General features: G+C 44.6%; 16 protein-coding genes. 11 read left to right on the forward strand and 5 right to left on the reverse strand.

Annotated elements, in window-relative coordinates:
• Window positions 1-20: 20 nt before the first annotated feature.
• Complete coding sequence (locus tag F6K46_RS13620) at window positions 21-3,368, reverse strand: valine--tRNA ligase (protein WP_293054108.1); 3,348 nt, start codon at window positions 3,366-3,368, stop codon at window positions 21-23.
• A gap of 798 nt (window positions 3,369-4,166) precedes the next feature.
• Here F6K46_RS13620 and F6K46_RS13625 point away from each other — a divergent pair.
• Window positions 4,167-4,382, forward strand: coding sequence for a hypothetical protein (locus F6K46_RS13625; RefSeq protein ID WP_293054111.1), 216 nt, complete (start codon window positions 4,167-4,169; stop codon window positions 4,380-4,382).
• Between the two features lie 200 nt (window positions 4,383-4,582).
• Window positions 4,583-4,921: a P-II family nitrogen regulator gene (locus F6K46_RS13630; protein ID WP_070390819.1), complete on the forward strand. Its 339-nt coding sequence runs from the start codon at window positions 4,583-4,585 to the stop codon at window positions 4,919-4,921.
• Window positions 4,922-5,016: 95 nt separating this feature from the next.
• Here F6K46_RS13630 and rdgB read toward each other — a convergent pair whose 3' ends face one another.
• From rdgB to F6K46_RS13645, 3 genes are all read right to left on the reverse strand, one after another.
• Window positions 5,017-5,592, reverse strand: a complete 576-nt coding sequence (gene rdgB, locus F6K46_RS13635; protein ID WP_366510683.1) for an RdgB/HAM1 family non-canonical purine NTP pyrophosphatase — start codon at window positions 5,590-5,592, stop codon at window positions 5,017-5,019.
• 683 nt (window positions 5,593-6,275) lie between these two features.
• Window positions 6,276-7,718 carry a phosphoglucomutase/phosphomannomutase family protein gene (locus tag F6K46_RS13640; RefSeq protein ID WP_070390817.1) on the reverse strand — a complete coding sequence of 481 codons (1,443 nt, stop codon included), beginning with the start codon at window positions 7,716-7,718 and terminating at the stop codon, window positions 6,276-6,278.
• Between the two features lie 366 nt (window positions 7,719-8,084).
• Complete coding sequence (locus F6K46_RS13645) at window positions 8,085-8,540, reverse strand: hypothetical protein (RefSeq protein WP_293054116.1); 456 nt, start codon at window positions 8,538-8,540, stop codon at window positions 8,085-8,087.
• 185 nt (window positions 8,541-8,725) lie between these two features.
• On the opposite strand from F6K46_RS13645, the gene F6K46_RS13650 reads away from it, so the two are divergent.
• A complete protein-coding gene (locus F6K46_RS13650) occupies window positions 8,726-9,556 on the forward strand; it encodes a photosystem II manganese-stabilizing polypeptide (RefSeq protein ID WP_293054119.1) in 831 nt (276 codons plus the stop codon).
• A 547-nt stretch (window positions 9,557-10,103) separates the two neighbouring features.
• On the forward strand, window positions 10,104-10,880 hold the full coding sequence (locus tag F6K46_RS13655; RefSeq protein WP_293054124.1) for an RNA polymerase sigma factor SigF: 777 nt from the start codon (window positions 10,104-10,106) through the stop codon (window positions 10,878-10,880).
• Between the two features lie 759 nt (window positions 10,881-11,639).
• Here F6K46_RS13655 and F6K46_RS13660 read toward each other — a convergent pair.
• The gene (locus tag F6K46_RS13660; protein WP_293054126.1) at window positions 11,640-12,134 is read right to left on the reverse strand and encodes a hypothetical protein; all 495 of its coding nucleotides are present in this window, start codon (window positions 12,132-12,134) and stop codon (window positions 11,640-11,642) included.
• On the opposite strand from F6K46_RS13660, the gene F6K46_RS13665 reads away from it, so the two are divergent.
• From F6K46_RS13665 to F6K46_RS13695, 7 genes are all read left to right on the forward strand, one after another.
• Window positions 12,115-12,501, forward strand: coding sequence for a hypothetical protein (locus tag F6K46_RS13665; RefSeq protein WP_075895905.1), 387 nt, complete (start codon window positions 12,115-12,117; stop codon window positions 12,499-12,501). The genes F6K46_RS13660 and F6K46_RS13665 overlap by 20 nt on opposite strands.
• 416 nt (window positions 12,502-12,917) lie before the next feature.
• The gene (locus tag F6K46_RS13670) at window positions 12,918-13,214 is read left to right on the forward strand and encodes a hypothetical protein (RefSeq protein WP_293054131.1); all 297 of its coding nucleotides are present in this window, start codon (window positions 12,918-12,920) and stop codon (window positions 13,212-13,214) included.
• 18 nt (window positions 13,215-13,232) lie between these two features.
• On the forward strand, window positions 13,233-14,516 hold the full coding sequence (gene hisS / locus F6K46_RS13675; RefSeq protein ID WP_293054134.1) for a histidine--tRNA ligase: 1,284 nt from the start codon (window positions 13,233-13,235) through the stop codon (window positions 14,514-14,516).
• A 288-nt stretch (window positions 14,517-14,804) separates the two neighbouring features.
• Window positions 14,805-16,334, forward strand: a complete 1,530-nt coding sequence (locus tag F6K46_RS13680; RefSeq protein ID WP_293054137.1) for a hypothetical protein — start codon at window positions 14,805-14,807, stop codon at window positions 16,332-16,334.
• Between the two features lie 300 nt (window positions 16,335-16,634).
• Complete coding sequence (locus tag F6K46_RS13685) at window positions 16,635-17,489, forward strand: hypothetical protein (RefSeq protein ID WP_293054140.1); 855 nt, start codon at window positions 16,635-16,637, stop codon at window positions 17,487-17,489.
• Window positions 17,490-17,624: 135 nt separating this feature from the next.
• Window positions 17,625-18,206, forward strand: coding sequence for a Uma2 family endonuclease (locus F6K46_RS13690; RefSeq protein WP_293054144.1), 582 nt, complete (start codon window positions 17,625-17,627; stop codon window positions 18,204-18,206).
• Window positions 18,207-18,438: 232 nt separating this feature from the next.
• Window positions 18,439-21,468, forward strand: coding sequence for a hypothetical protein (locus F6K46_RS13695; protein WP_293054147.1), 3,030 nt, complete (start codon window positions 18,439-18,441; stop codon window positions 21,466-21,468).
• Window positions 21,469-21,492: the final 24 nt, after the last annotated feature.

Genomic DNA, 21,492 nt, shown 5'->3' on the forward strand with positions numbered 1-21,492 from the left:
CCGGTTTGATTGAAATCTTTCTAAAGTCTATTTAAGCGATCGCGTAAAATAGACTCTTGCTTTTTAGCCTCAGCTAAAGCCTCTTGAGCACCCTTAACCACAGCTTCTGGAGCTTTACTCACAAAGTTCTTATTACCCAGACGCCCAGACAAGGATTTGACTTCCGCCTCTACTTTACGTAAATTCTTCTCTAACTTAGCCCGTAGAGCATCCACATCCACCACACCAGTTAGGGGAATGAGCACCTGGACAGTGCCGACTACACCGGCCATGGTATTCTTTACTTCTTTCTCCAAGGCTGGAGTGATGGTTAATTCATTGACCTTACCTAAGTCTTTGATATAGGCAAGACCCGCCTCCAATATTTGACATTCGTCACTGTTGCTGCTTTGCAGAATAACAGGTGCGGTCACCCCTGGTTTAATCTCTGCCTCAGCCCGGAGGTTGCGGATAGTACGGATTGTACCGATCAGCAGCTCAAACCTTTGCTCTAGTTCTGAGTCAATTAGAGAACTTGGGGATATAGAAGATTGGGTATTGCCTATTGACGAAAGGTCATGGTCTATTTTAACCTGCACCTCTTCTATATCTTTGATATCTTCTATATCTTTAATATCTTCTCCCTGTTTGATATTCCCATCAATCATCCCCATGTTGGACTCAATTTTCTTCAATTCCGAGGATTGCTGAGTGTCTTCTTTACCAACAATTTCTGCTTTGATGGATTGAATTTTTTCCGATAACTCTTGACGATTCTCAGCCTTGAGCACATAACGGGAAACAAACCAAATGGCATATCCTAGACCAATCAGTTCTAAGCTAGTTGAGAGTAAGGAAATGCGATTGAGCGCACCCACGAAGGCTGTGAGGATATTGAGGGCAATAATTCCTCCCACAACCAACCCTGCTGCGATTATCGGTTGTTTGTAGTCCTCGAACAACGTCTTAGAAAGTTCTGGCAGTTTAGACAATACAGCTACAGTTTGGTTAGAGATTTCCTTGTCCTTAGACAACGATGTTCCTGACCTCGGTGATTGGGCATCAGGGTAATCGGATTTATTATCCGTTAATTTATTAACGGTTAGCAGTTCGCTGTCCGTGGTCTGTAGTTCTTTTTCCCCAGTTTCACCATCTAGGTACTCTATAGGATAAGGTTGTAGCGCCAACACCTGCCCAGATTTTTGGGTCAAGGTGTGCCAGATTTCTTCAGTGATATGGGGCATGAAGGGATGGAGTAGCTTGAGGATACCCTCTAAAACGTAAGCTAGAGTTTGCTGTGCCACAACCCGCGACGGAGAATTGGCATCCTGACGCAGTCTGGATTTGACCAGTTCAATGTACCAATCACAAAAATCACCCCAGATGAACTCATACAGTCCCTTAGCCGCTTCTCCCAAGCCATAAGCATCTAGATAATCCCTAGTTTGACGCACCACTTGATGAAAACGGGAAAGAATCCAGCGATCGCATAATTCCAATGCCTCTACTTTTGGTTGACCCAATTCTTCAGGAGTCTTACCATCAAGGTTTAGCATTACAAACCGGGCTGCATTCCACAGTTTATTGGCAAAATTGCGGGATGCTTCTACAGAAGCTGACTCATCCGTCTTGCGGTTATACTCTAATCGGATATCTTGACCGGCACCTGCCACTTCCCGAACCAAGGTATAGCGCACGGCATCCGTACCATACTTGTCAATCAGGATTAACGGGTCAATACCATTGTTAGCCGACTTAGACATTTTCTTATTGTTTTCATCCCGCACTAGCCCGTGGATGTAAACACTCTTAAACGGCATTTTACCCGTAAAATGTCCTGCCATCATGGTCATGCGGGCAACCCAGAAGAAAATGATGTCAAAACCTGTTACCAGGGTGGTAGTCGGATAGTAAGTCTTCAAATCCTTGGTCTCCTCAGGCCACCCCATAGTCGAGAATGGCCACAATCCTGAAGAAAACCAGGTATCCAGCACATCTGAGTCTTGCTCTAGCTTGACATTTTCTCCAAATTTTGCTATTGCTTTCTTCTTAGCCTCTGCTTCATGGTGAGCCACAATAAACGGAGTCTCGCTAGTGATTGTCCCATTGGTTTCACTCACCACATACCAAGCCGGAATTTGGTGTCCCCACCAGAGTTGGCGGGAGATACACCAGTCTTTTAATTTCACCAGCCAATCTCGGTAGACCTTCGTCCAGCGTTCCGGGATAAATACCGGTGAATGGTGCTGGTCAAGAGACTCTAGGGCTCTGTCAGCTAGGGGGCGAATTTTGACAAACCATTGCGTTGAGATTAGGGGTTCAACAGGAACCTTTCCGCGATCGCTATAGGGTACCGTATGTTTGTAGTCCTCTACCTTAACCAATAGCTCTTCTGCTTCCAGCTGCTTCACCACATTTTTCCGGGCTTCAAACCGGTCTTGTCCTTGGAAAGAGCCAGCCTTTTCATTTAACGTGCCATTCTTATTCATGATGTTAATGAATGGCAGACTATGACGCTGACCCATTTGAAAGTCATTAGGGTCATGGGCTGGAGTTACCTTGACGCAACCGGTGCCAAACCCTGGATCAACCAACTCATCAGCAATAATCGGAATTTTTCGTCCCATAATTGGCAAGGTTACAGTTTTACCAATTAAATCCTGGTAGCGTTCATCATTAGGATTAACTGCAACCGCCGTATCTCCCAACATAGTTTCTGGTCTAGTGGTAGCTACTTCCACAAAACCATTGCTATCAGTCAGGGGATATCGAAAATGCCACAAATGCCCATCAACTTCCTTATTTTCCACTTCCAAATCTGAGACAGCGGACTCCGAGGCTGGACACCAGTTGACCATATATTCGCCCCGATAAATCAGTCCCTGATCATAGAGTTGAACAAAGGCTTCAATTACTGCTTTCGATAAGCCTTCATCCATCGTGAACCGTTCCCGGGACCAATCCACCGAAACCCCCAAACGCCTCAGCTGGTTAACGATGGTGCCACCTGATTCTTCCTTCCACTCCCAAGCCCGTTCAAGAAACTTTTCCCGTCCCAAGTCATAGCGGGTTTTGCCTTCAGCTTCTAGCTGTCTATCGAGAATGGTTTGTACAGCAATACTAGCGTGGTCAGTTCCTGGTAGCCACAGGGTATTGCGTCCTGTCATCCGGTGGTAACGGACGAGGGTGTCGATCAGAGCACTCTCGAAGGCGTGACCCATGTGCAACTTCCCAGTAACGTTAGGTGGGGGGATAACAACGCAATAGGGTTCACCCTGGTGATTGGGGTCAGCTTTGAAGACTTGGTTTTCTTCCCAGTATTGTTGCCACTTGGCTTCGGTGGTTTTCGGTTCGTATTTGGTTGCCAGGGTGGGTGTGCTTGCGGTCATGCTGGGAATGGTGAATAGATGGGCCTACCTCAATTTTGCCACAGGCTCAAGGTATAGTTAAGTAAATAAACGGCAAAGACGGGAAGGATGCGTGCGGCAGAAAAGCAGGGGAGCATGAGTCAGTGGGGAGTCACCAAATACCTGTGCAGCTAATATATCGATAAGTATAGAAAAGCGAGTCGTCTTCGCGGTTGATCAATCGAGATCAACACTTGAGAGTTACTAGAAATCTCAACACTGAAAGCCCCGCATCGCGATTATCGGGGATGAAAGTGACTAGCGAGTTTAGTCGCCTAAAAAACTTTTATCAAAAGGTTGATAAAACTTTAGCGCCATAGTATAATCTGAGTATAGGGTACAGGCTGAAAAACCGAGGCACAACCGGGAGAGAGACCCGCAATTGTTTGACCTGAAAGTAGTAATGCCCGGAGGGTAGGGAAAGTCCTCCTTAAAAACCCAATCATCAACTAACAATTGGTGTGTGAACCCAGCAAGACACATTTTGAGAAAACAACGGTACGGCGGGGCACGCCGGAACCAGGTGAAACAGGGAAGAAACGGACTTCATAAGGCACTTCTCAAAAAATAACCGAACGCTTAAGGAGACTAGCCCGCTGGGTATGCACGTGAACTGAACTAAAGTCTTAGTCTTGACGGGATTTCGGTTTAGATATTGCCATTTGGACACGGAGGTTTAAGGCCGGTCGTAGATATAAGAATCCCCGTCTTTTTAAAGCGGGGAGTGTCAACCTATCAGCATTTATAAAAATTTTCACATCCACAGTGAAATAAAGTGTCATGCTTATCAAAAAAAAACCCCGTCCTTTCCTTATAGGACGGCTTTATGTTACCATCAATATGGTCAATGACCCACCCGAGACGATGGATTCAGACAGCCTATACGAGCGAAGTCCAGTAACCTGGCGGCGCAGCAAAATCGGTAGACCGGGAAAAGATGACAGGGCAATGGAAGGCCAACCCTCTAATCACGCATTACATCAAGACTTTTCTTGAAACTCGACACGTGAGAACCGCAGGACTTGCGGGGATAGTCTGTGGAGCGAACGTAAGACCATAAAACCCCGGTTAGGGTGGAGGCTGTTGCATTGAAGCAGAAACCTAAATCGTGAGGTTTAGGAATCGCCTTTCTTCTAGGACGGTGAGGATGTCAACATATAACAAATGAATAGCAGAACAACTGAGGAGTTAGGAGCTTGAAAAAAGTAGAAGCCATCATCCGGCCATTTAAGCTGGACGAAGTCAAAATCGCCCTAGTCAACGCTGGCATTGTGGGAATGACAGTTTCTGAAGTCCGAGGCTTTGGACGCCAGAAAGGTCAGACTGAACGTTATCGCGGTTCAGAGTACACGGTTGAATTCCTACAAAAACTTAAAGTAGAAATTGTCGTAGAAGACGATCAAGTTGATATGGTCGTAGAGAAAGTGATCGCTGCCGCTCGCACCGGTGAAATTGGCGACGGTAAAATTTTCATTAGCCCTGTCGATGACGTGGTCAGAATTCGTACTGGGGAAAGAAATCTAGAAGCCGTCTAAATACCCTATATACCAACGGAGCTGAGGCACGCTTTACCGAGTTAGCGTGCCTCAGTTGATTTTTATAGGGAGTTGAGGGTTTTAGCCACCGCTAGTCAACCTAACTGTTTCAACTGAGGCACTAGTAATTCAAAAGCCTTGCCACGATGAGAGCAGGATCGCTTGATCTCAGGCTCCATCTCAGCAAAGGTCAACCCCTGCTCTGGAACAAAAAAAACTGGGTCGTAGCCAAAGCCACCAGTTCCCCGAGGAGCTGGCAAAATTTCCCCCCGACAAATCCCTTCAGCTTGGTAAGCGATCGCACCATCTGGACGGGCAATCGCCACTACACAAACAAACTGGGCTTGCCGATTCACTTCCAAACCTAGCTCCCCCAGTAGCCGCTCAATTCGCTCTTGGTCGGTTTTGCCATAGCGTGCAGAATAAATCCCTGGAGCACCATCTAGGGCATCGACTTGCAAACCGGAATCATCAGCAATTGCCCATTGCCCAGTTGCCTGGGCTACTACTGATGCCTTCAGACAAGCATTGGCAGCAAATGTATCTCCAGTTTCTTCAATCTCTAGCTCTGGTGGCTTTAACTGCAATTCCCAGTCCAAAGAATCTAGGTATGTCTGCATCTCCTGCAGCTTACCAGGATTGCCTGTAGCTACAACCAGCAATTTTGGCAGCAAATTTGGGGTTTGATGTTGGGATTTTGGATTACTCAAAGCAACAATTTCAGATTTTGAGTTCTCCCTGGTTTGAAAACACAGGGATTCTAAGCTGATGTCGTTACGCGGGTTGAAACCGCGCTCCACGACGCTTACTATACTAAAGCCTAGAGTAACCTAGTCTATATAGTTTGGCAGACTCAACACTGCCCTACCTCCCTGGCCTATGGCCACGCTACGCGAACGGATTAACTCAAACAGTTAACCTGTGGATTTACTTTCAATTTAACTAGCTTTCGGAGTGGTTGTACCAACAAATTAGGGCAATAAATCACTACTTTTTGCTGCGTTACTTGCCTGTACCATAGTCGTAGGATATACCCCGTCTCTTCCTGGCCGGAATTTCACCGTACTAGCAAAATATAAACGTGACCAACCTTGTCCCTACTTACCATTCTATTCTAACACAATTGCCTGGATTTATCCCGGCGCACTCGCTGTCCACTCAATAAATTAAGTGGCTAACCCTAGTTTGTTGTTTTTCTGTTTGATGAAAGGTTAACTAGCAATCAGAGTCAGTTCGATACAGCTCAAGCAGCGTTTAATGCCCGATTGCGATCTTACTCACCAAAGCCCAGATTTTCAATAACCCAACCAAAACTAGCCAATCCAAAATCCAACATTAATGCAAAATTTAAACTCTAAAACTTACTGGCCCAATCTTTAGCCCAGTTTAAGGTTTGAGTTACTTGTTCAAGGGTAGCCGCTTCACAGTAGAGTCGCAATAATGGTTCAGTGCCACTAAAACGAATCAGCAACCAGCTGTCGTTAGCTAAACGGAATTTATACCCATCGGTGGTTTGGCAATCCACCACTGCCTGACCATTAATTTCTTGGAGAGGCTGAGTTTGTAATTGTTCTTGTATACGCGATCGCACTTCCATCCCCGATAGATGTAAATCGATCCGGTCATAGGCAGAAGCATAGCCAGTTTGCTCTTGCAGACTCTTGTAGAGTTCACTTAAGTCTTTTCCAGATTTAGCGATCGCTTCTAATATATAAAGTGCTGATAATAAAGCATCTCGCTCAGGAATATGATTGCCATAGCCAATGCCTCCGGATTCCTCACCCCCTAGCAAGGCAGGAGTGGATAACATCCGGTCAGCAATATACTTGTAACCGATGGCAGTCTCATAAACTGGCAAATTATAAAGTGCTGCCACTCTAGGAATTAGGTCAGAACCACTAAGGGTTTTGACGACTTCACCACTAAAGTTACGCCGTGATGCTAGATGTTCAATCAGGATGGGAATCAGGATTTGGGGGCTAAGGAAATTGCCCTGACCATCAGCCGCTGCAATGCGATCGCTATCCCCATCAAATGCCAACCCAACCGCTAATTCAACACCCGGTTCGCGGTGGTGACTCTGGAGCGCTTCAAATAGCTCAGACAGATAACCGGGTAAAGGTTCTGGGGATTTGCCACCAAATAAGGGATCCCGTTCGGCCTTAATTTCGATAATGGGTACCCCAAGAATCTTGTTCAAGCCTCCTGCTGCTGCACCATTCATAACATGGGCAAATACAGTCAGTTTCCCCTGACTAATCAGCTGTTGAATCAGGGCAATATCAACCTTTTGTCTTAAGGCATCACAGTAACTTGACCATGGGTCAAAGGTCTTTATACTACCCTCTTTCTTAGGGATAGCTGGTGCTTGAGAAAGTTTGGCTTCAATCTGTTTAGTTATTTCTAGAGGAACTGATCCACCAAAGGCTCCTTTGACTTTTAAGCCTAGGTAATTGCCAGGATTATGACTAGCAGTAATTACCAAAGCTCCTAAAGCATTTTGGGACTTGGCTGCCCAACTAAAGGCTGGTGTAGGAGCATAACTGTTAGAGAGTAAGACATCAAAACCAGCAGCTTGAACCACCTCTGCGGTTTTTTTGGCAAAGTCTTCTGCCATGAAGCGTCGATCATACCCTACGATAATCGTTTGGCTACCCGTGGTTTCCCCATAAGCATCTGCCAGAACTTGAGCAGCAATAGGGGCAACTATTGCCAAGCGTTCGAAGGTAAAATCGGCGGCAATGATACCTCGCCAGCCGTCTGTCCCAAATTTAATTGAATCTGCGGCAATCGCCATAGTAGTATATAGTTACTTAAATTTTAATACTCTGACGGCAAAATCCTAGCATTGGAAAGAGTTAGTGTCTTGCTGACCCGCCAAAGCCTGATCTGGCTTGTCTCGCCATTTTGTCGTCATCTAGTAGTACTGATAGTAGTTACTTAACTTAAGTCACTCTTTCGGGATTTTGTCCAGTGGGTGTATTCGACCCACCATTGAGGTTGGTCCATTGACGCTTCAGCGATGAGTTGCTGAACAACGAAGGTTTTTCCTAAATCTAAGCGCGATATAGTAATGTCTTGTTCTTGTTCCGGCGTCTTTGCTATCTTCGTGGCTATGTTCGTGGATCTCTATCAATCATCCCAGGACTTGGGCAACAGTTTCCTAGTGGTCGTCGCTGATATCCTGCTTAGATCGGGCTGACTCAGGCAGCTTATTCAGTACAGAGATTAGATTCATGCGTTCAATGTAAGGCCAACCACCCTTTTCTTCAATATCTTTTAGAAAATCATATAGTTTCTGGCGAGTATCCGGCAATGAGGCTTGAAATAACTCGTCTCGAATATCGCCATGGACTTTCTCTAAAGCCCTGAGTATAGCCAACAGGGCTATGTTATCCCCTTCGTAATTCTTGGCCAAAGAACGAATATCAGCGGTAATCTCTAGTAATTTAGGGTGTAATTGCTCTGAATCCAAATCTTTATCCCGATCCATTCCATCAAATAACTGTCGCAGTAAAGGCGGCTCTTCCCGTGTACAATGCTCTAAAGAACAGCTGAGGCTCACGGAATCGGTGCCATTTTTGCATGCCCTATGCCCAAATGGCAGTAGTTCAACCAAATAACAAGCTTCCCGATAGTTTGTGTGTAGCCCGACTTATAACATGGGTCTGGTGTGAATTGCGGATAATACTGGTCAATGCCTAGAGGGCAGCAGCTGTTTAACTCCTATTGCACCAGCAACCCAATTCCAGAACCAACCTAACATACATTTTTAGATCTGATTATTGACGATTGAGATTGACTATGAAGTATCGTGCTTTGATTTGTGCCTTCCTGGCGTTATGTCTGGGGGTTTTTACAGCGTCCTGTTCTCCAGATGTAGCCAGCTTGGAAAGTATCGAAGGACTCACCTATGACCAGATTAGAAACACTGGTTTAGCGAATAACTGTCCACAGCTGTCAGAAATGACTCGGGGTGCTATTCCTCTAGACCCTGACCAGTCCTATCAAGTTGTCGATATCTGCTTACAGCCAACCAGCTTCTTTGTCAAGGAAGAAGGAACTAAGCGCAAAAAGGCAGAATATCTTCCCGGTAAATTATTGACCCGTTATACCTCTAGCCTGGTTCAAGTGCGAGGAGACTTAGTTTTTCAAGAAGATGGTAGTCTGAAGTTTTTGGAAGAGGATGGTATAGATTTCCAACCGATCACTATTCAGTTGCCTGGAGGTGAGCAAGTCCCATTCCTGTTCACCATTAAAAAATTGATTGCCACCACTGAGCCTGGTTTGGAAAGTATCAATGCTTCCACCGATTTTGTTGGCGATTTCTACGTCCCCTCTTATCGGGGTGCTGTTTTCCTAGATCCCAAAGGTCGAGGTCTGGCTAGTGGTTATGATAATTCGGTTGCTCTGCCATCTCAAGCGGATAGCCAAGAGTTTGCCAATGTTAAGAGCGCAGATGTGGGCGAAGGCACCATTGAGCTGCGCATAGCTCAAGTAGATAGCGAGAGTGGAGAAATTGCTGGTACATTCATAAGTGAACAACCCTCAGATACTGACTTAGGTGCTGATGAGCCAGAAGAAGTGAAAGTTCAGGGGATATTTTACGCTCGCATTCAACCAAAACAAGCATAGCTGACGTTGGTTTGAGTCTTTGAAGCCACTGACTCCCAGAATGGGAAATTTGCAAAAACGTTAATTGCTAAGGGGCGTATGCCCCTTTTTTGATAAAAATGTGGCGTTTTCGATATCCTGTATGTATTATTAATAAACTTTCATCGTTTATAATTCGGGATTCGGGTGAAATTACTGTTTTAAAAAACTTAATGGTAAATCTACAATTAAAGTAAGTAAACTATGACCAAGGCGGTGCTTTTGGAGATTAATAAACTCGATTAACCCTCGTTACCTATGTTATCAAACAAAACTGCAGCATAAACCCACGCCAATAAAACTGAGCCCCTTTCTCTAAAAGGGATGCAACATAATATCGTCCGGGGATTGGATCCGGGAAAACATCAATCGGTAATCCGACAACCATTACCAATTCAACCTGACCCATTAGCACAAGGGATAAAAAATTTGTTGCAGCCATTCAGGATAATTGGGATGAGTTAGGGGTATCCTAGCCGATTGATATCTACTTGTGATCTACTTTTAATCTACCACCTTAAACTTTGTTATGGCGACTAACCTTAACCATAAACTTAAGTATCAAAGCTTAACATTATTACAAAAGTACCAGCAATCTCCCACCGCTGAACTTCGCAATCAGCTAGTGGCTCTCAATTTAGGACTAGTCAGGAGAGAAGCTCATCATTGGGTCAAGCAGTGTCATGAAAGCTACGAAGATTTACTTCAGGTTGGCTGTATTGGCTTAATTGTTGCCATAGAACGATTTGATTCCACCAAGGGCATAGCATTTAGTTCCTTCGCTATCCCCTACATTCGTGGTGAAATTCAGCACTATTTACGAGATCGGGGTTATTCAATTCGCATTCCTCGACGCTGGCTAGCACTACGGCAAAAGTCTGTGGAAATTACTCGAAATTTACGAGCAACGTTAAATCGGCAACCGACAGAAGAAGAAATAGCAGCAGCATTAAACATTTCCCTAGAAGAATGGCAAGAAATTACCCTAGCTCATCAAAATCGGGAACCTCTGAGCTTAGATACACCAGTGGGAGATTCAGAGGACAGAAACACCAGCTTGGGTGAATTAGTCCCAGATCCTCGCTATCGCAGTTTTCAGCTGGCACAGGAAGACCAAATCCGCATTCAACAAGCCCTAGCTCATTTGGAAAAGCGCACTCGTGAAGTGCTGGAATTTGTTTTTTTACATGACTTGACCCAAAAAGAGGTAGCACAACGCTTAGACATCAGTGTAGTAACGGTATCCCGCCGCGTTAAAAAAGGCTTGGAAGCGTTGCAAAAGTTAATGAAACCGACACAAGATTAATTTTAACACTATTATTTGGTGAAGCATAATAATCTAAAATTATAGAAAATTATATACAGCTGGCAAAGTAACTGGAGGTGCAACTATTAGCCTTATAGCTATCTAAACCTTGTCAAACATGATCTACTGTTTTATAATCAAATAAGTTAGTAACTTGTTTAACTTCGGAACACTACCGCCCAACGAAGAACTAAAAGCTTTGGCAGCTGGTCGTAAGTTAAGCGACGTAAAATAATGGACTGAGTGAAGTTACAGTGCGGTTTGAGAGTAGGCAGAAGAGCCTCCATTAATAAAACTAGCGCAATGCTTTTGGCATTGCTTTGTCGGCAACAACCATTAGTTAAAACTAATGCTATACCATCGTCCTATCTGCTGGTGAGTAGGTTTGTACAGGTTAAATGTTGCACTTGATAGCTAAGTCATCGCTGAAACGCGCTTTGGGCTTCTTGGATTGGGTGTTATTGCCCATAGCATGCCCACAGCTTTTTGCTGAGAGTCTCCAGTTTTGGAAATTTGCCAAAAAAATCCTATCTTCAAAGAAGTTGGTGCCACAGATCGATAACTTCAAGGGTATGCTCGGATAAAGCGTTATTTTTAGGTGGTCATGGGTAAAGTATCATGCATCGTATGGGTGAGTGTGCTGGCTCTGCTTATAGGAGGCTGTCAACCGGGTAGAAAGGCTGAACAGGGGGAGCCGACTACCCCTAAACCTACTCCGGTGGCTTCCCCGGATAGCACCAAACCTTCTCCTCCTGTAGCTCAATTTGCTCCTAAACCCCCGGAAACACCAGAGCAGGAAAAGGTAATACCAATACCACCGTTGATCACAACCTTGCCAAGCAATGAAATAAGAAATCGGATTGATAAGGGACGTCTTGACCCGTTTGCGGCAATTTCAGTGCAACCAGAGGTAGAGATTTTGCCCAATCCTGGCCGACCAAGTAGTTCCCCGACGAGGGTACAGCCTCTGACTCCTGCACCACCAAGACCAGCTTTGCGATCGCGTCCTGGGACAGGAGGTAGTGTAGCGGTAACACCAACCAGCCCTTCAAGAGCTAGCAGACCCTCCAGCCCTTCAAGAGCTAGCAGACCCTCCAGCCCCTCAAGAGCTAGCAGACCCTCCAGCCCCTCAAGAGCTAGCAGACCCTCCAGCCCTTCAAGAGCTAGCAGACCCTCCAGCCCTTCAAGCTCCTCAATCGCTAGAAAGTCTCCTGGCTCATCAAGAGGGAATGTTTTGCCAAGGCCCCAGAACACTCGGCCTACAGAGACTAGCATTGCTAAACCTGCTTCAAAACCAGACAATAGCTCTGTTGCCGAGGATGGTATCCCCCCTATCCCTCCTGAATTTGATCTGCAACTGCCAATCCTACCAGAACCAGAACTGGCCAATAATGTCAGTGTCACAGGGGTAGTTGATAATGGTAGGGGTGTCTATTACGCTATCCTAGATGTCCCTAATGAGCCTAGTCGTAGCGTTCAAGTTGGACAATTTATATTAGGCGGACAAGTGCTAGTAAAGCGAATTGAAATGTATAGAGGCTTAGATCCAGTGGTGATTCTGGAAGAAAACGGTGTTGAAGTGTCTAGACGAGTTGGCGAAAACTCAGGATCAGCTTCTTGAGGTAATCTCAGGGCATGGTGTTAGGTGTTAGGTAAGCATTCAGCTATCAGCCTTCAGCCATCAGCCATCCCCGTACCGTGGCTCAAAAGCCTTTGGCCTTGGCTGACGCTACTAATTGTGCTGATTTTATGAAAAAGTATTAGTAGCGTACGCTATGGACATAAACTGTTGCCGTAGCGTTGCCACAGACCTTTGGCTGAGTGCTGAGTGCTGATACGCGACACGCTGAGTGCTGATACGCGACACGCTGAGTGCTGATACGCGACACGCTGAGTGCTGATACGCGACACGCTGAGTGCTGATACGCGACACGCTGAGTGCTGATACGCGACACGCTGAGTGCTGATAGCTAAAGGTGTTAGGAATTGGGTTAATGGTTCTGCTACTTAATCCCTAATACAAGGTACCCTAGGCTCATGGAGCAGTGTAAACTATTGCGTTATCAAATTAGTTGTCCTGGTTTACCCTTGGCAGTTTATCGAGAGGTAGCTGCCCATTTACGGCAAGTGACAGGAGTAAAAGCTGATTTACTCCCCCAAACATCCCAGCAGTTTGATTACAATCAGAGTCAAGTTGGTGGATTGTGGATTGAGTATGGCGAGACTGCTGATAAAGTAGAAAGAGAACGGGTCAAGCAAATTTTGTCCTATTATCAAAATCGCTATGGTGCCTGGGAAGAAGACACTTCCGATGGTGGACCGCAGCTCACATGATGGGGAAGCAAAACGTTAATGGGTTTAATCCAGGCTTTACGAGGAACACGGGATATCCTGCCAGACGAAGTTGGATATTGGCAGCAAGTAGAAGCGATCGCACAACAGATTCTCAATAGAGCGGCTTATCGAGAAATTCGTCCTCCCATTTTTGAGCGCACTGAACTGTTTGAACGGGGAATTGGGGAAGCTACCGATGTGGTAGGGAAGGAAATGTATACCTTCAACGACCGGGCAACCCCTCCTCGTTCGGTGACACTACGTCCAGAAGGGACAGCGGGAGTAGTGCGAGCTTATATTCAAAATAGTCTCTATGCTGCTGGTGGGGTACAACGCCTCTGGTATACCGGTCCAATGTTTCGCTATGAAAATCCCCAAGCTGGACGACAGCGACAGTTTCATCAATTGGGGGTAGAGGTGATTGGTTCTCGTGATGCCAGGGCAGATGCAGAAGTCATTGCGATCGCAATGGATATTCTAAATAGCTTAGGTCTAGTTAACCTCAAACTTGACCTGAATTCTGTCGGTAGTACCGAAGACCGTCAACAGTATCGACAGGCTCTGGTAGATTACCTCACTCCTTACAAAGATGAGTTGGACGAAGATTCTCAAGACCGTTTAACTCGTAATCCTCTCAGGATTTTAGATAGTAAAGACAAACGCACTCAAGAAATTGCTAAGGATGCTCCCAGTATTTTAGACTACCTAAGTTCAGAGTCCCAAAGTCATTTTGATCAGGTAAAGCAGTTGTTGAAAGATTTAGGGATTAGTTACCAGCTTAATCCTCGCTTGGTGCGGGGCTTGGATTACTACACCCACACTGCCTTTGAAATTATCTCTGATGACTTAGGCGCTCAAGCAACAGTTTGTGGTGGTGGTCGCTATGACGGATTAGTCGATGAATTGGGGGGAAATAAAACTCCAGCTGTTGGTTGGGCGATAGGTTTAGAGCGTTTGGTGATTTTGCTGCAACAACTCCAAGCATCACCAACCCTAGCGCTAGATTTTTATCTAGTATCCAGAGGTGAAGTAGCTCAAGCTCAAGGATTGAAACTGGCTCAGCAACTGCGCAAAGCTGGGTTGGCTGTAGAACTTGACTTGAGTGGAAGTGCTTTTGGTAAACAGTTTAAGCGAGCTGACCGCAGTGGTGCGGTGGCTTGTTTAGTGATCGGAGATGCTGAAGCTCAGAGCAACACCGTGAATTTGAAATGGCTGGCCTCTGGGGAACAAGAAACGATGACCCAAGCTGATTTATTGGATAAAACTGAGCAGTTAAAAGGGAAGATAGAACAATTGCGTTGAGTGTTAAGTGTTGAGTTGCGTAGGGTGTGTTAGGGGAGCCTTGATATTTGGCCTCTAGCCCTTGGTTAGGTTGCTGCCCATAACGCACCACTGCTGGTTCAAACAACTGTTAGGAGATGCACCCTTGAGTGTTCAGTGTTAACACTTAATAGCTTCGTATTATTTCGTAGTCACACATCAATGCTTTGAGATAAGTCTGGGTATGCTTAGGTTATAAAGAAAGGGGTTAGCATCCTGAGGATGCTGCGCTACCTGCCATCTCACCTGTAGAGTTCCCCAGCTACTGCTATGCTACCAATACCGGATTACTTAATTGCCCTGACTGTAGTACTGGTGGTAATCCCATCAGTATTCGTAATTTTACTACGTTTTGCTCTCTATACCCATCTTTTATCCCTAGGGAAGCGAGTAAGAAGACTAATCCATGGACAGCCTCGTGGGAAAAAACCCAGAATTGTAGAAGAGCTAGAAAGACGGTTCTCAGATGCTAGCCGACATTTAGAGCAGGTCAATACAGGCGCATTAATTGACCAAGCCTACAGCCACGAAAAAGTTGTTGGCATATCTTGTGACCAAATTGATTACATTGGTCGGATTATGCCTAGCTTACTGTTATCCTTTGGCTTACTAGGTACCTTTATTGGCATCACCATCAATTTGTTAGCACTCAGTCAAACAATCAGTCAGTCTGATGCTACCGATATCAATACTTTAGTTAACCAATTACAGCAACCCCTAGAAGGGATGGGAATTGCTTTTACCACTAGCTTAACCGCTATCTTTTTTAGTGCTGTCTTAACGGTAATTAACGTCGCCTTCAATACAGGGCTAGCGAAAAACAATCTAATTAGTTACTTAGAAGATTACTTGGATAATATTTATCAGCCGAGTTTAGCAGGGCAAACACGCCTGGATGTATTAGTTCAGGGGATGTCCAATATCTTTGAAAGCTTTTTGGCGAGATTTGGTCAGACTGTTCGAGAAGCAGTGGAATCCTCACTAAAAGAAAAAGTGCAAGAAATTGCTGATGCTAATATTCAAGTGCTTAAACTAGCAGAAAATTCTTACAATAGATTCTTCCAAGCTGCTAGTACTATCGCCAGAAGTGCTGAAGAATTTCAGCTAGCTGCTGCTCAATTTACCCAAGTTGCTCAAACCTTTGAACATAGCCAGTTTCCTCAAAAATTATCTAAGGCTACAGTAGATTTAACTAGAACCCAAAGCAGTTTCTCTGAGTCAGCCAGTATGCTATCGCAATCAGTGCAAGGCATGGGAGTAGCAATGGCTGAACTTCAACGTCATGGGGTTAAATTGGTAAAATTGGCAGAAGAAATCAGTGCCCTCAGACAATCTTCTCTAGATGTAGTAAAACAGCATCATCACAGTCAACAAGCCTTAGGGAAGATTATCCCCCAACTTCAGCAAGGAGCACAGGGATTTCAGTCAGCGATCGCTAGGCTTGATCAATTAGAGCAACGGATTGCTTCTCGAAGCGATAGCTTGAGTGACGTTCACGCTGAATTGGCTAAGTTAGTGTCAAATGTGAAAAGCTATACCGAAGGAGTAAGTCTGGGAATTCAGGCTTTAGGCGATCGCCTTGATCAAAGTATTACTCAGCAAGCTAATACTGACCAGCATAATTATGAAATTATGCGACACAATCTTGAAAAAGTTGTCAATCATCTCAATAACACCAATCAGGAAATTGCTAAGATTAGCCAAAAACTGAATGAGTCCAATCAAATCGATGGTTCAACTCGCATAACTCAAGATATGACTGTAGGAGAGCTAGTCAGGCGTTTGAGCAGTGAACGATAAACCTGGCAAATCGTTAGCTGTCAGCCGTCAGCTGTCAGCCGTCAGCTGTCAGCCGTGAGCTTTTAGCTCACGCTACGCGAACAGCTTAAAATAAACCTCTAAGCGTGAGAATTTAATAGTTCGAGAAAGTCTGGGAATTTGCCCATATAAGCATATGCCCTTAGCCCATAAGCTGATAGCTGAATGCTGATAACTGATAACTGAATGCTGAATGCTGATAACTGAATGCTGAATGCTGAATGCTGAATACTTACAGCAAATGATTAATAGTAATTATAAGATTGACAGAGAATTGATAAAATGCGTCGTTCACGAAATAATGATTGGAATGAAGAGATAAATCTCTGGCCAGCTTTTACAGACTTAATGTCTAATGCCTTCATGATCCTGATCTTATTTTTGTTGCTGTCTATCCTGAAGTCTGTGCTGGCACAAACTGCCTTAGAATCAACCATTGATGATCTCACCAGAAGTGAAGATGAAGTGGTGCAATTGGCAAGGGAGAATGCCGAATTACGAGCTAAGGCAGCTCGGGTTGATCAACTTGAGCGTGGCGTAGCGGTTTGGAGAGCTAGGGCAAAGCGCTCAACTGTCCGCGAAAAGGCACTAGAACAGCAGGTTAGGTCTTTGCAGGTACAGATTGCTGCAGCACCAAAACCACCAGATACACCTCCGATTATTGTAATCAAAGATCAGGGGGATTACCGATTTGATTCCGGTAGTGCGCAAATTCCCTCAGCCATGAAAGACTATATTCGGCAGCAAATTGTCCCTGCTATTGAAAGCAATGCCAAAGACTATGAAATTAATGTAGTAGAACTGATTGGTCACACAGATGGTCAACCTAATCTTGGTGGTAGCAATATCGACCAAACTATTGGGAATGTGGTTAATAAAAATTCCTCTATCAGTCAACTTAGACCAGGATCTAATGCTGATTTAGGACTGATGCGAGCTTTGGCAGTTGTGCAGTTACTCCGTGAGATTCAAGCTAAGGAAGGGCGGCTCAAGGGGCTGCAATTTCGGGCTTATTCTGCAGCTCAGTTAATTTTACCTAATGGGCAAATTGCTCCGATTAGTTTAAAGGATGATCAAACTAGGCGCAGGATTGAAATTCGCTTTACTCGTCTCGGTAGGGTGACAAATGTTCAATAGTTGAAGAGGAGACAATCTCGCTAATCTGGTAAGGAAAGATACGTCAGCTGTCAGCCCTCAGCTGTCAGCTGAATGGTTACAAAGATGGTAGTCATGAATTTGCGATCGCAAATTCATTGATAAGGAATAATCGCCATGACCTATGTCGTAGATAAACAAAAAGACCAACGGCTAGTCCACTCCGGGGTAAGTTGGCATAACTTCAAATCAATTCAAGCGGGGTTCGTCAACTCCCCAGGAATTCGACTGTTCTACTACAGGGGTGAGGTAGAAATATTGGCAGTTTCCCAAGAGCATGAAGCGTTCAGTGGTGTCATAGCACTGTTGCTGGGTACTTATTTTGTTGAAAAACAAATTGAGTTTACTCCAACCGGCAGCTTTACCCAAGAGAAGGAAGGGGAAGCATCTGCACAAGCAGACCAATCTTACCTAATTGGTAGATCCTCAGGAGTGATTGCAGACCTCTCTATTGAAGTTGTCTTTACCAGTGGTAACCAGAGCAAGCTAAATCGTTACCGAGCATTAGGAGTACCCGAAGTTTGGTTTTGGGAGGATGGTGTATTTGCTTTGTATCACTTGCGCTCTGATGGTTACGAAAAAATTTCCCAGAGTGAAGTCTTGCCAGATTTGGATATTGACTTATTGTCTCGGTGTCTGATCATGGCTCCCAAAGTTGAATCTATTAGGCACTTCAGACAGGGGATCTCTCAGGGTTAGAATAATCCTTAAGATTATCCCTAAATTTAGTATCAACAAGCACATCTTAAGGGAAAATTTTGTGGTATCGCTTTCTTATCCCCTTAAACCGAGTAAATGTCAGTCACTCTGTCGAATCCGGTGGTTGACAAATCCCGAGGGTGGGGATAAGCAAAATACTCGACTTAAAGTGTAAGCTAATTGGAAAAGCAATCAAGTCCATTAGCAGGTCTTTGGGTCATAGATATCGACAATGGCTAAGAAGTACTGGGAATTTCTACTACAGAAAGAGGGGGAGCGCTCCTGGAAGCCAATCAAGTCTTCTGAGATCGAGATTGAATCCGGTCGGTATCGGATAGTGGCTCGTTCCAACCTGCCCAATACTGATGTAGAAATTTGCGTCACCTATGATAGCAAAGAGCAAGTGCCACCCAGACGTAAGTCCCAGAGGCGATGGCGTCGCACCAACTCAGAAGGGTTAATGGTGGTGATTCCTTTCACCAAGCTTAAACCTGGTCTGTGGAAGTTACGTTGCAGTAACGATATCATGGACGATTTTATGGGTCAGTCCTGGCGAAAATCCTTAGGGCTACAAGTTATACCCAAAGTCAAAGATGTAGAGACACCCCCTAAAACCTCTGTATCCACCCCAGTAGAATCCACCCCAGTAGAATCCACCCCAGTAGAATCCACCCCAGTAGAATCCACCCCAGTAGAATCCACCCAAACTGATACTCAGCCGCCTCAACTAGACAATTCACTGACTACACCTGAGCTAGCTGTTGATTCTGCCTCCACCAATACTATTACTAATGACCTCAAACCAACAGATGCTAGTTCAGATGGGAGATCAGATGCTAGACCAGATGCTAGTTCAGAGTTTTCTAACCCTCAGGAGTACCAGAGTGAGATCACACCACCAGAAGAACAACCCATAACCATTGCTGCGCCAGAGTTACTTGACCAAGCAAAAGCAGCAATGGGGGTTAGCCAAGAGGAATCTAGTCCTAGTCAAGAGACGGTTTGGCAAGGGGTAGAAGAGGTTGACCCAAAGGCACCTGTTAATCCTGAAACCAACCAACAACCAACAGCAACTATCTCGCAAGACTTACCACTCCAATCGACTGTTGATAATTCCATCATGGAAGAATCTCTAGAGACTTTGGAGCAACTACTACAACAGGTGCTTCAGCCAGTATTGGATGAGTTGGAAGATCGGGACTCTGAAGATAACCAACAGCTAAGAAAAACCTCTGATTTAGATTGGGTTTCAGATACACAGGTTAATCAGTACGGTTTAACCCTAAGACTAGATAAGGATATTTTCCTGGCAAGGCGAGGAGAGTCGTTGACTATCAAAGGGGAATTGGTAGTAGATAATGATAAAATTAATAAGAATGGTGATAGTATAACAGTTAGTGTTTTAGATAGTGTTCTAGAAAACTTATTCCCTGCTACTCTACGCTATCAATTGCGGTTTCCTCAAACAGGAAAACGTTTGTTAGATATTGAGTACTCCCTATCTCAAGAGGAGTTATTTTTAGGATTTAGCCATAGTCTAGATATTCCGACGGATTGTAAAAGTGGTCTAATTTTAGGAAAAATAACCCTTTATAATTCACAGTCAACTCCTTTAGCCACTCAACAATTTACTGTTACAGCTAATGTAGAGGATTTATTAGAAGTAATTGTGCCAGGGAATCAGGGGATGCCAATGGAAACCATGGTAGTACTGGCTAATCGGATCGCTGAATCTGCAAAACCTGATCAACCTGATCAAGAACTTCTCTTCTTAGATGAAGACCCCTTAGAGCAGACTACGCTGGATCTGGTTGAGCTACCTCAAAACCATCCATCTCTGTTCTTACAACCTATCTCTGGACGGTCTTTACCACCAAAACTTTACCACCATCAGCCGAGTGATATAACTGTTAAATCCCTCGAATTGCCCAGTTTGCCTACAATGCAGTCGGTTGCTGACTCTGGAGCACAGGGCCAAGAGATCCAAGATAAGTCTAAAGCATCTGATTCAGTTTCCCTAGATGATCAAGAATCCTCCACTACAGCCAATCCAGAACTAGATAATCGAGAGCAAGATACTGGGTCAGAGTTACAGCCTCAAGACACAGTGCTTCAAGACACAGTAGTTCAAGACACAGTAGTTCAAGACACAGTAGTTCAAGACACAGTAATTCAAGACACAGTAGAACAGTCGGAAGATAGTTCAGAAGATACTAATGACGATAGTAATGTACAGATAAAGTCTGAGGTCTTATCTAATTATAATGATGCTTCTGAAGTGCTGATTAATTCCCTAACGGAATCTGAGGGAATCCAAAATCTTGAGATTAGTGAGATTGATAAATCTGAAACAGATGATCAGTTAGAGGATTCACAATCGGTTAATACCCAGTTCAAGAATTCCAAGGTAAACCAATTATTGAATACTACTCGGTGGGAGACTCCAGATTCTGTAAAAGATCCTGAGTCAATCGCTTTAGAAGAAGCTTTCCGAGCTTTAAACATGGAAGAGCGTTTTTGGTCACGGTTGAGTGCTTTAGCTGAAGATCATGAATTGATGGAATTGCTGAGGTTAGAATTATCCCCAGAGAGTAATCCTCCTGGGCAAGATCACTCACCAGTGACAAACGAACAGAGCAATAAAACGGCTAGCAACGAAGAAGAGGTTAGGGAATTTCCAGAAAAGGTCTTGGAGTCAATGACAGAATCTGAGGATTTGTCGCTAGTTAGTTCAGAATTAGCAATGCCAGAAACACCCCCTAAAGTTGGTATTACTAGTCACGATTGGACGACTCAGGAAATTGTAGTGGATGATCGAGAAATAGCCCCACAACCGACAAAAGCTACTGCAACCAAGCAACATGACGTTAAGGCTAAACTGGATAATCTTTCATCCCTAGAGTTGGATGCGACCTTAGCAGCACCGACTTTATCAATACCGACTACTAGGGACTTGGTTGCTGGAGAAAAGGTAATGGTGACCATAAAACTTCCTCCTAGTCAATCTCGCTTATGTATTAAATTGTGGGTTAAAGACGTCCAAACTCGCTCTCTGCTCCAGGAAACCCGTTCTATTATAGATTTACTCCCCAATGCGGCTGGGGAGCTGGAGGCAATGACTCAATTAGTTATACCCCAAGGCACGACTCAAATTAGAATAGAAGCGATCGCAATTAATTTGGAAAATCAGCAGGAGAGTCACAAGGCGGAGTTGGAGTGTGTAGTTGTTCCTACTGACTTATCGAGTAGCGTTGAAGGATGAAGTATTTTATAGCAATTATCATAG

Origin of the sequence: Moorena sp. SIO3E8, from assembly GCF_010692445.1 — a bacterium.
Classification (GTDB): Bacteria; Cyanobacteriota; Cyanobacteriia; order Cyanobacteriales; family Coleofasciculaceae; genus Moorena; species Moorena bouillonii.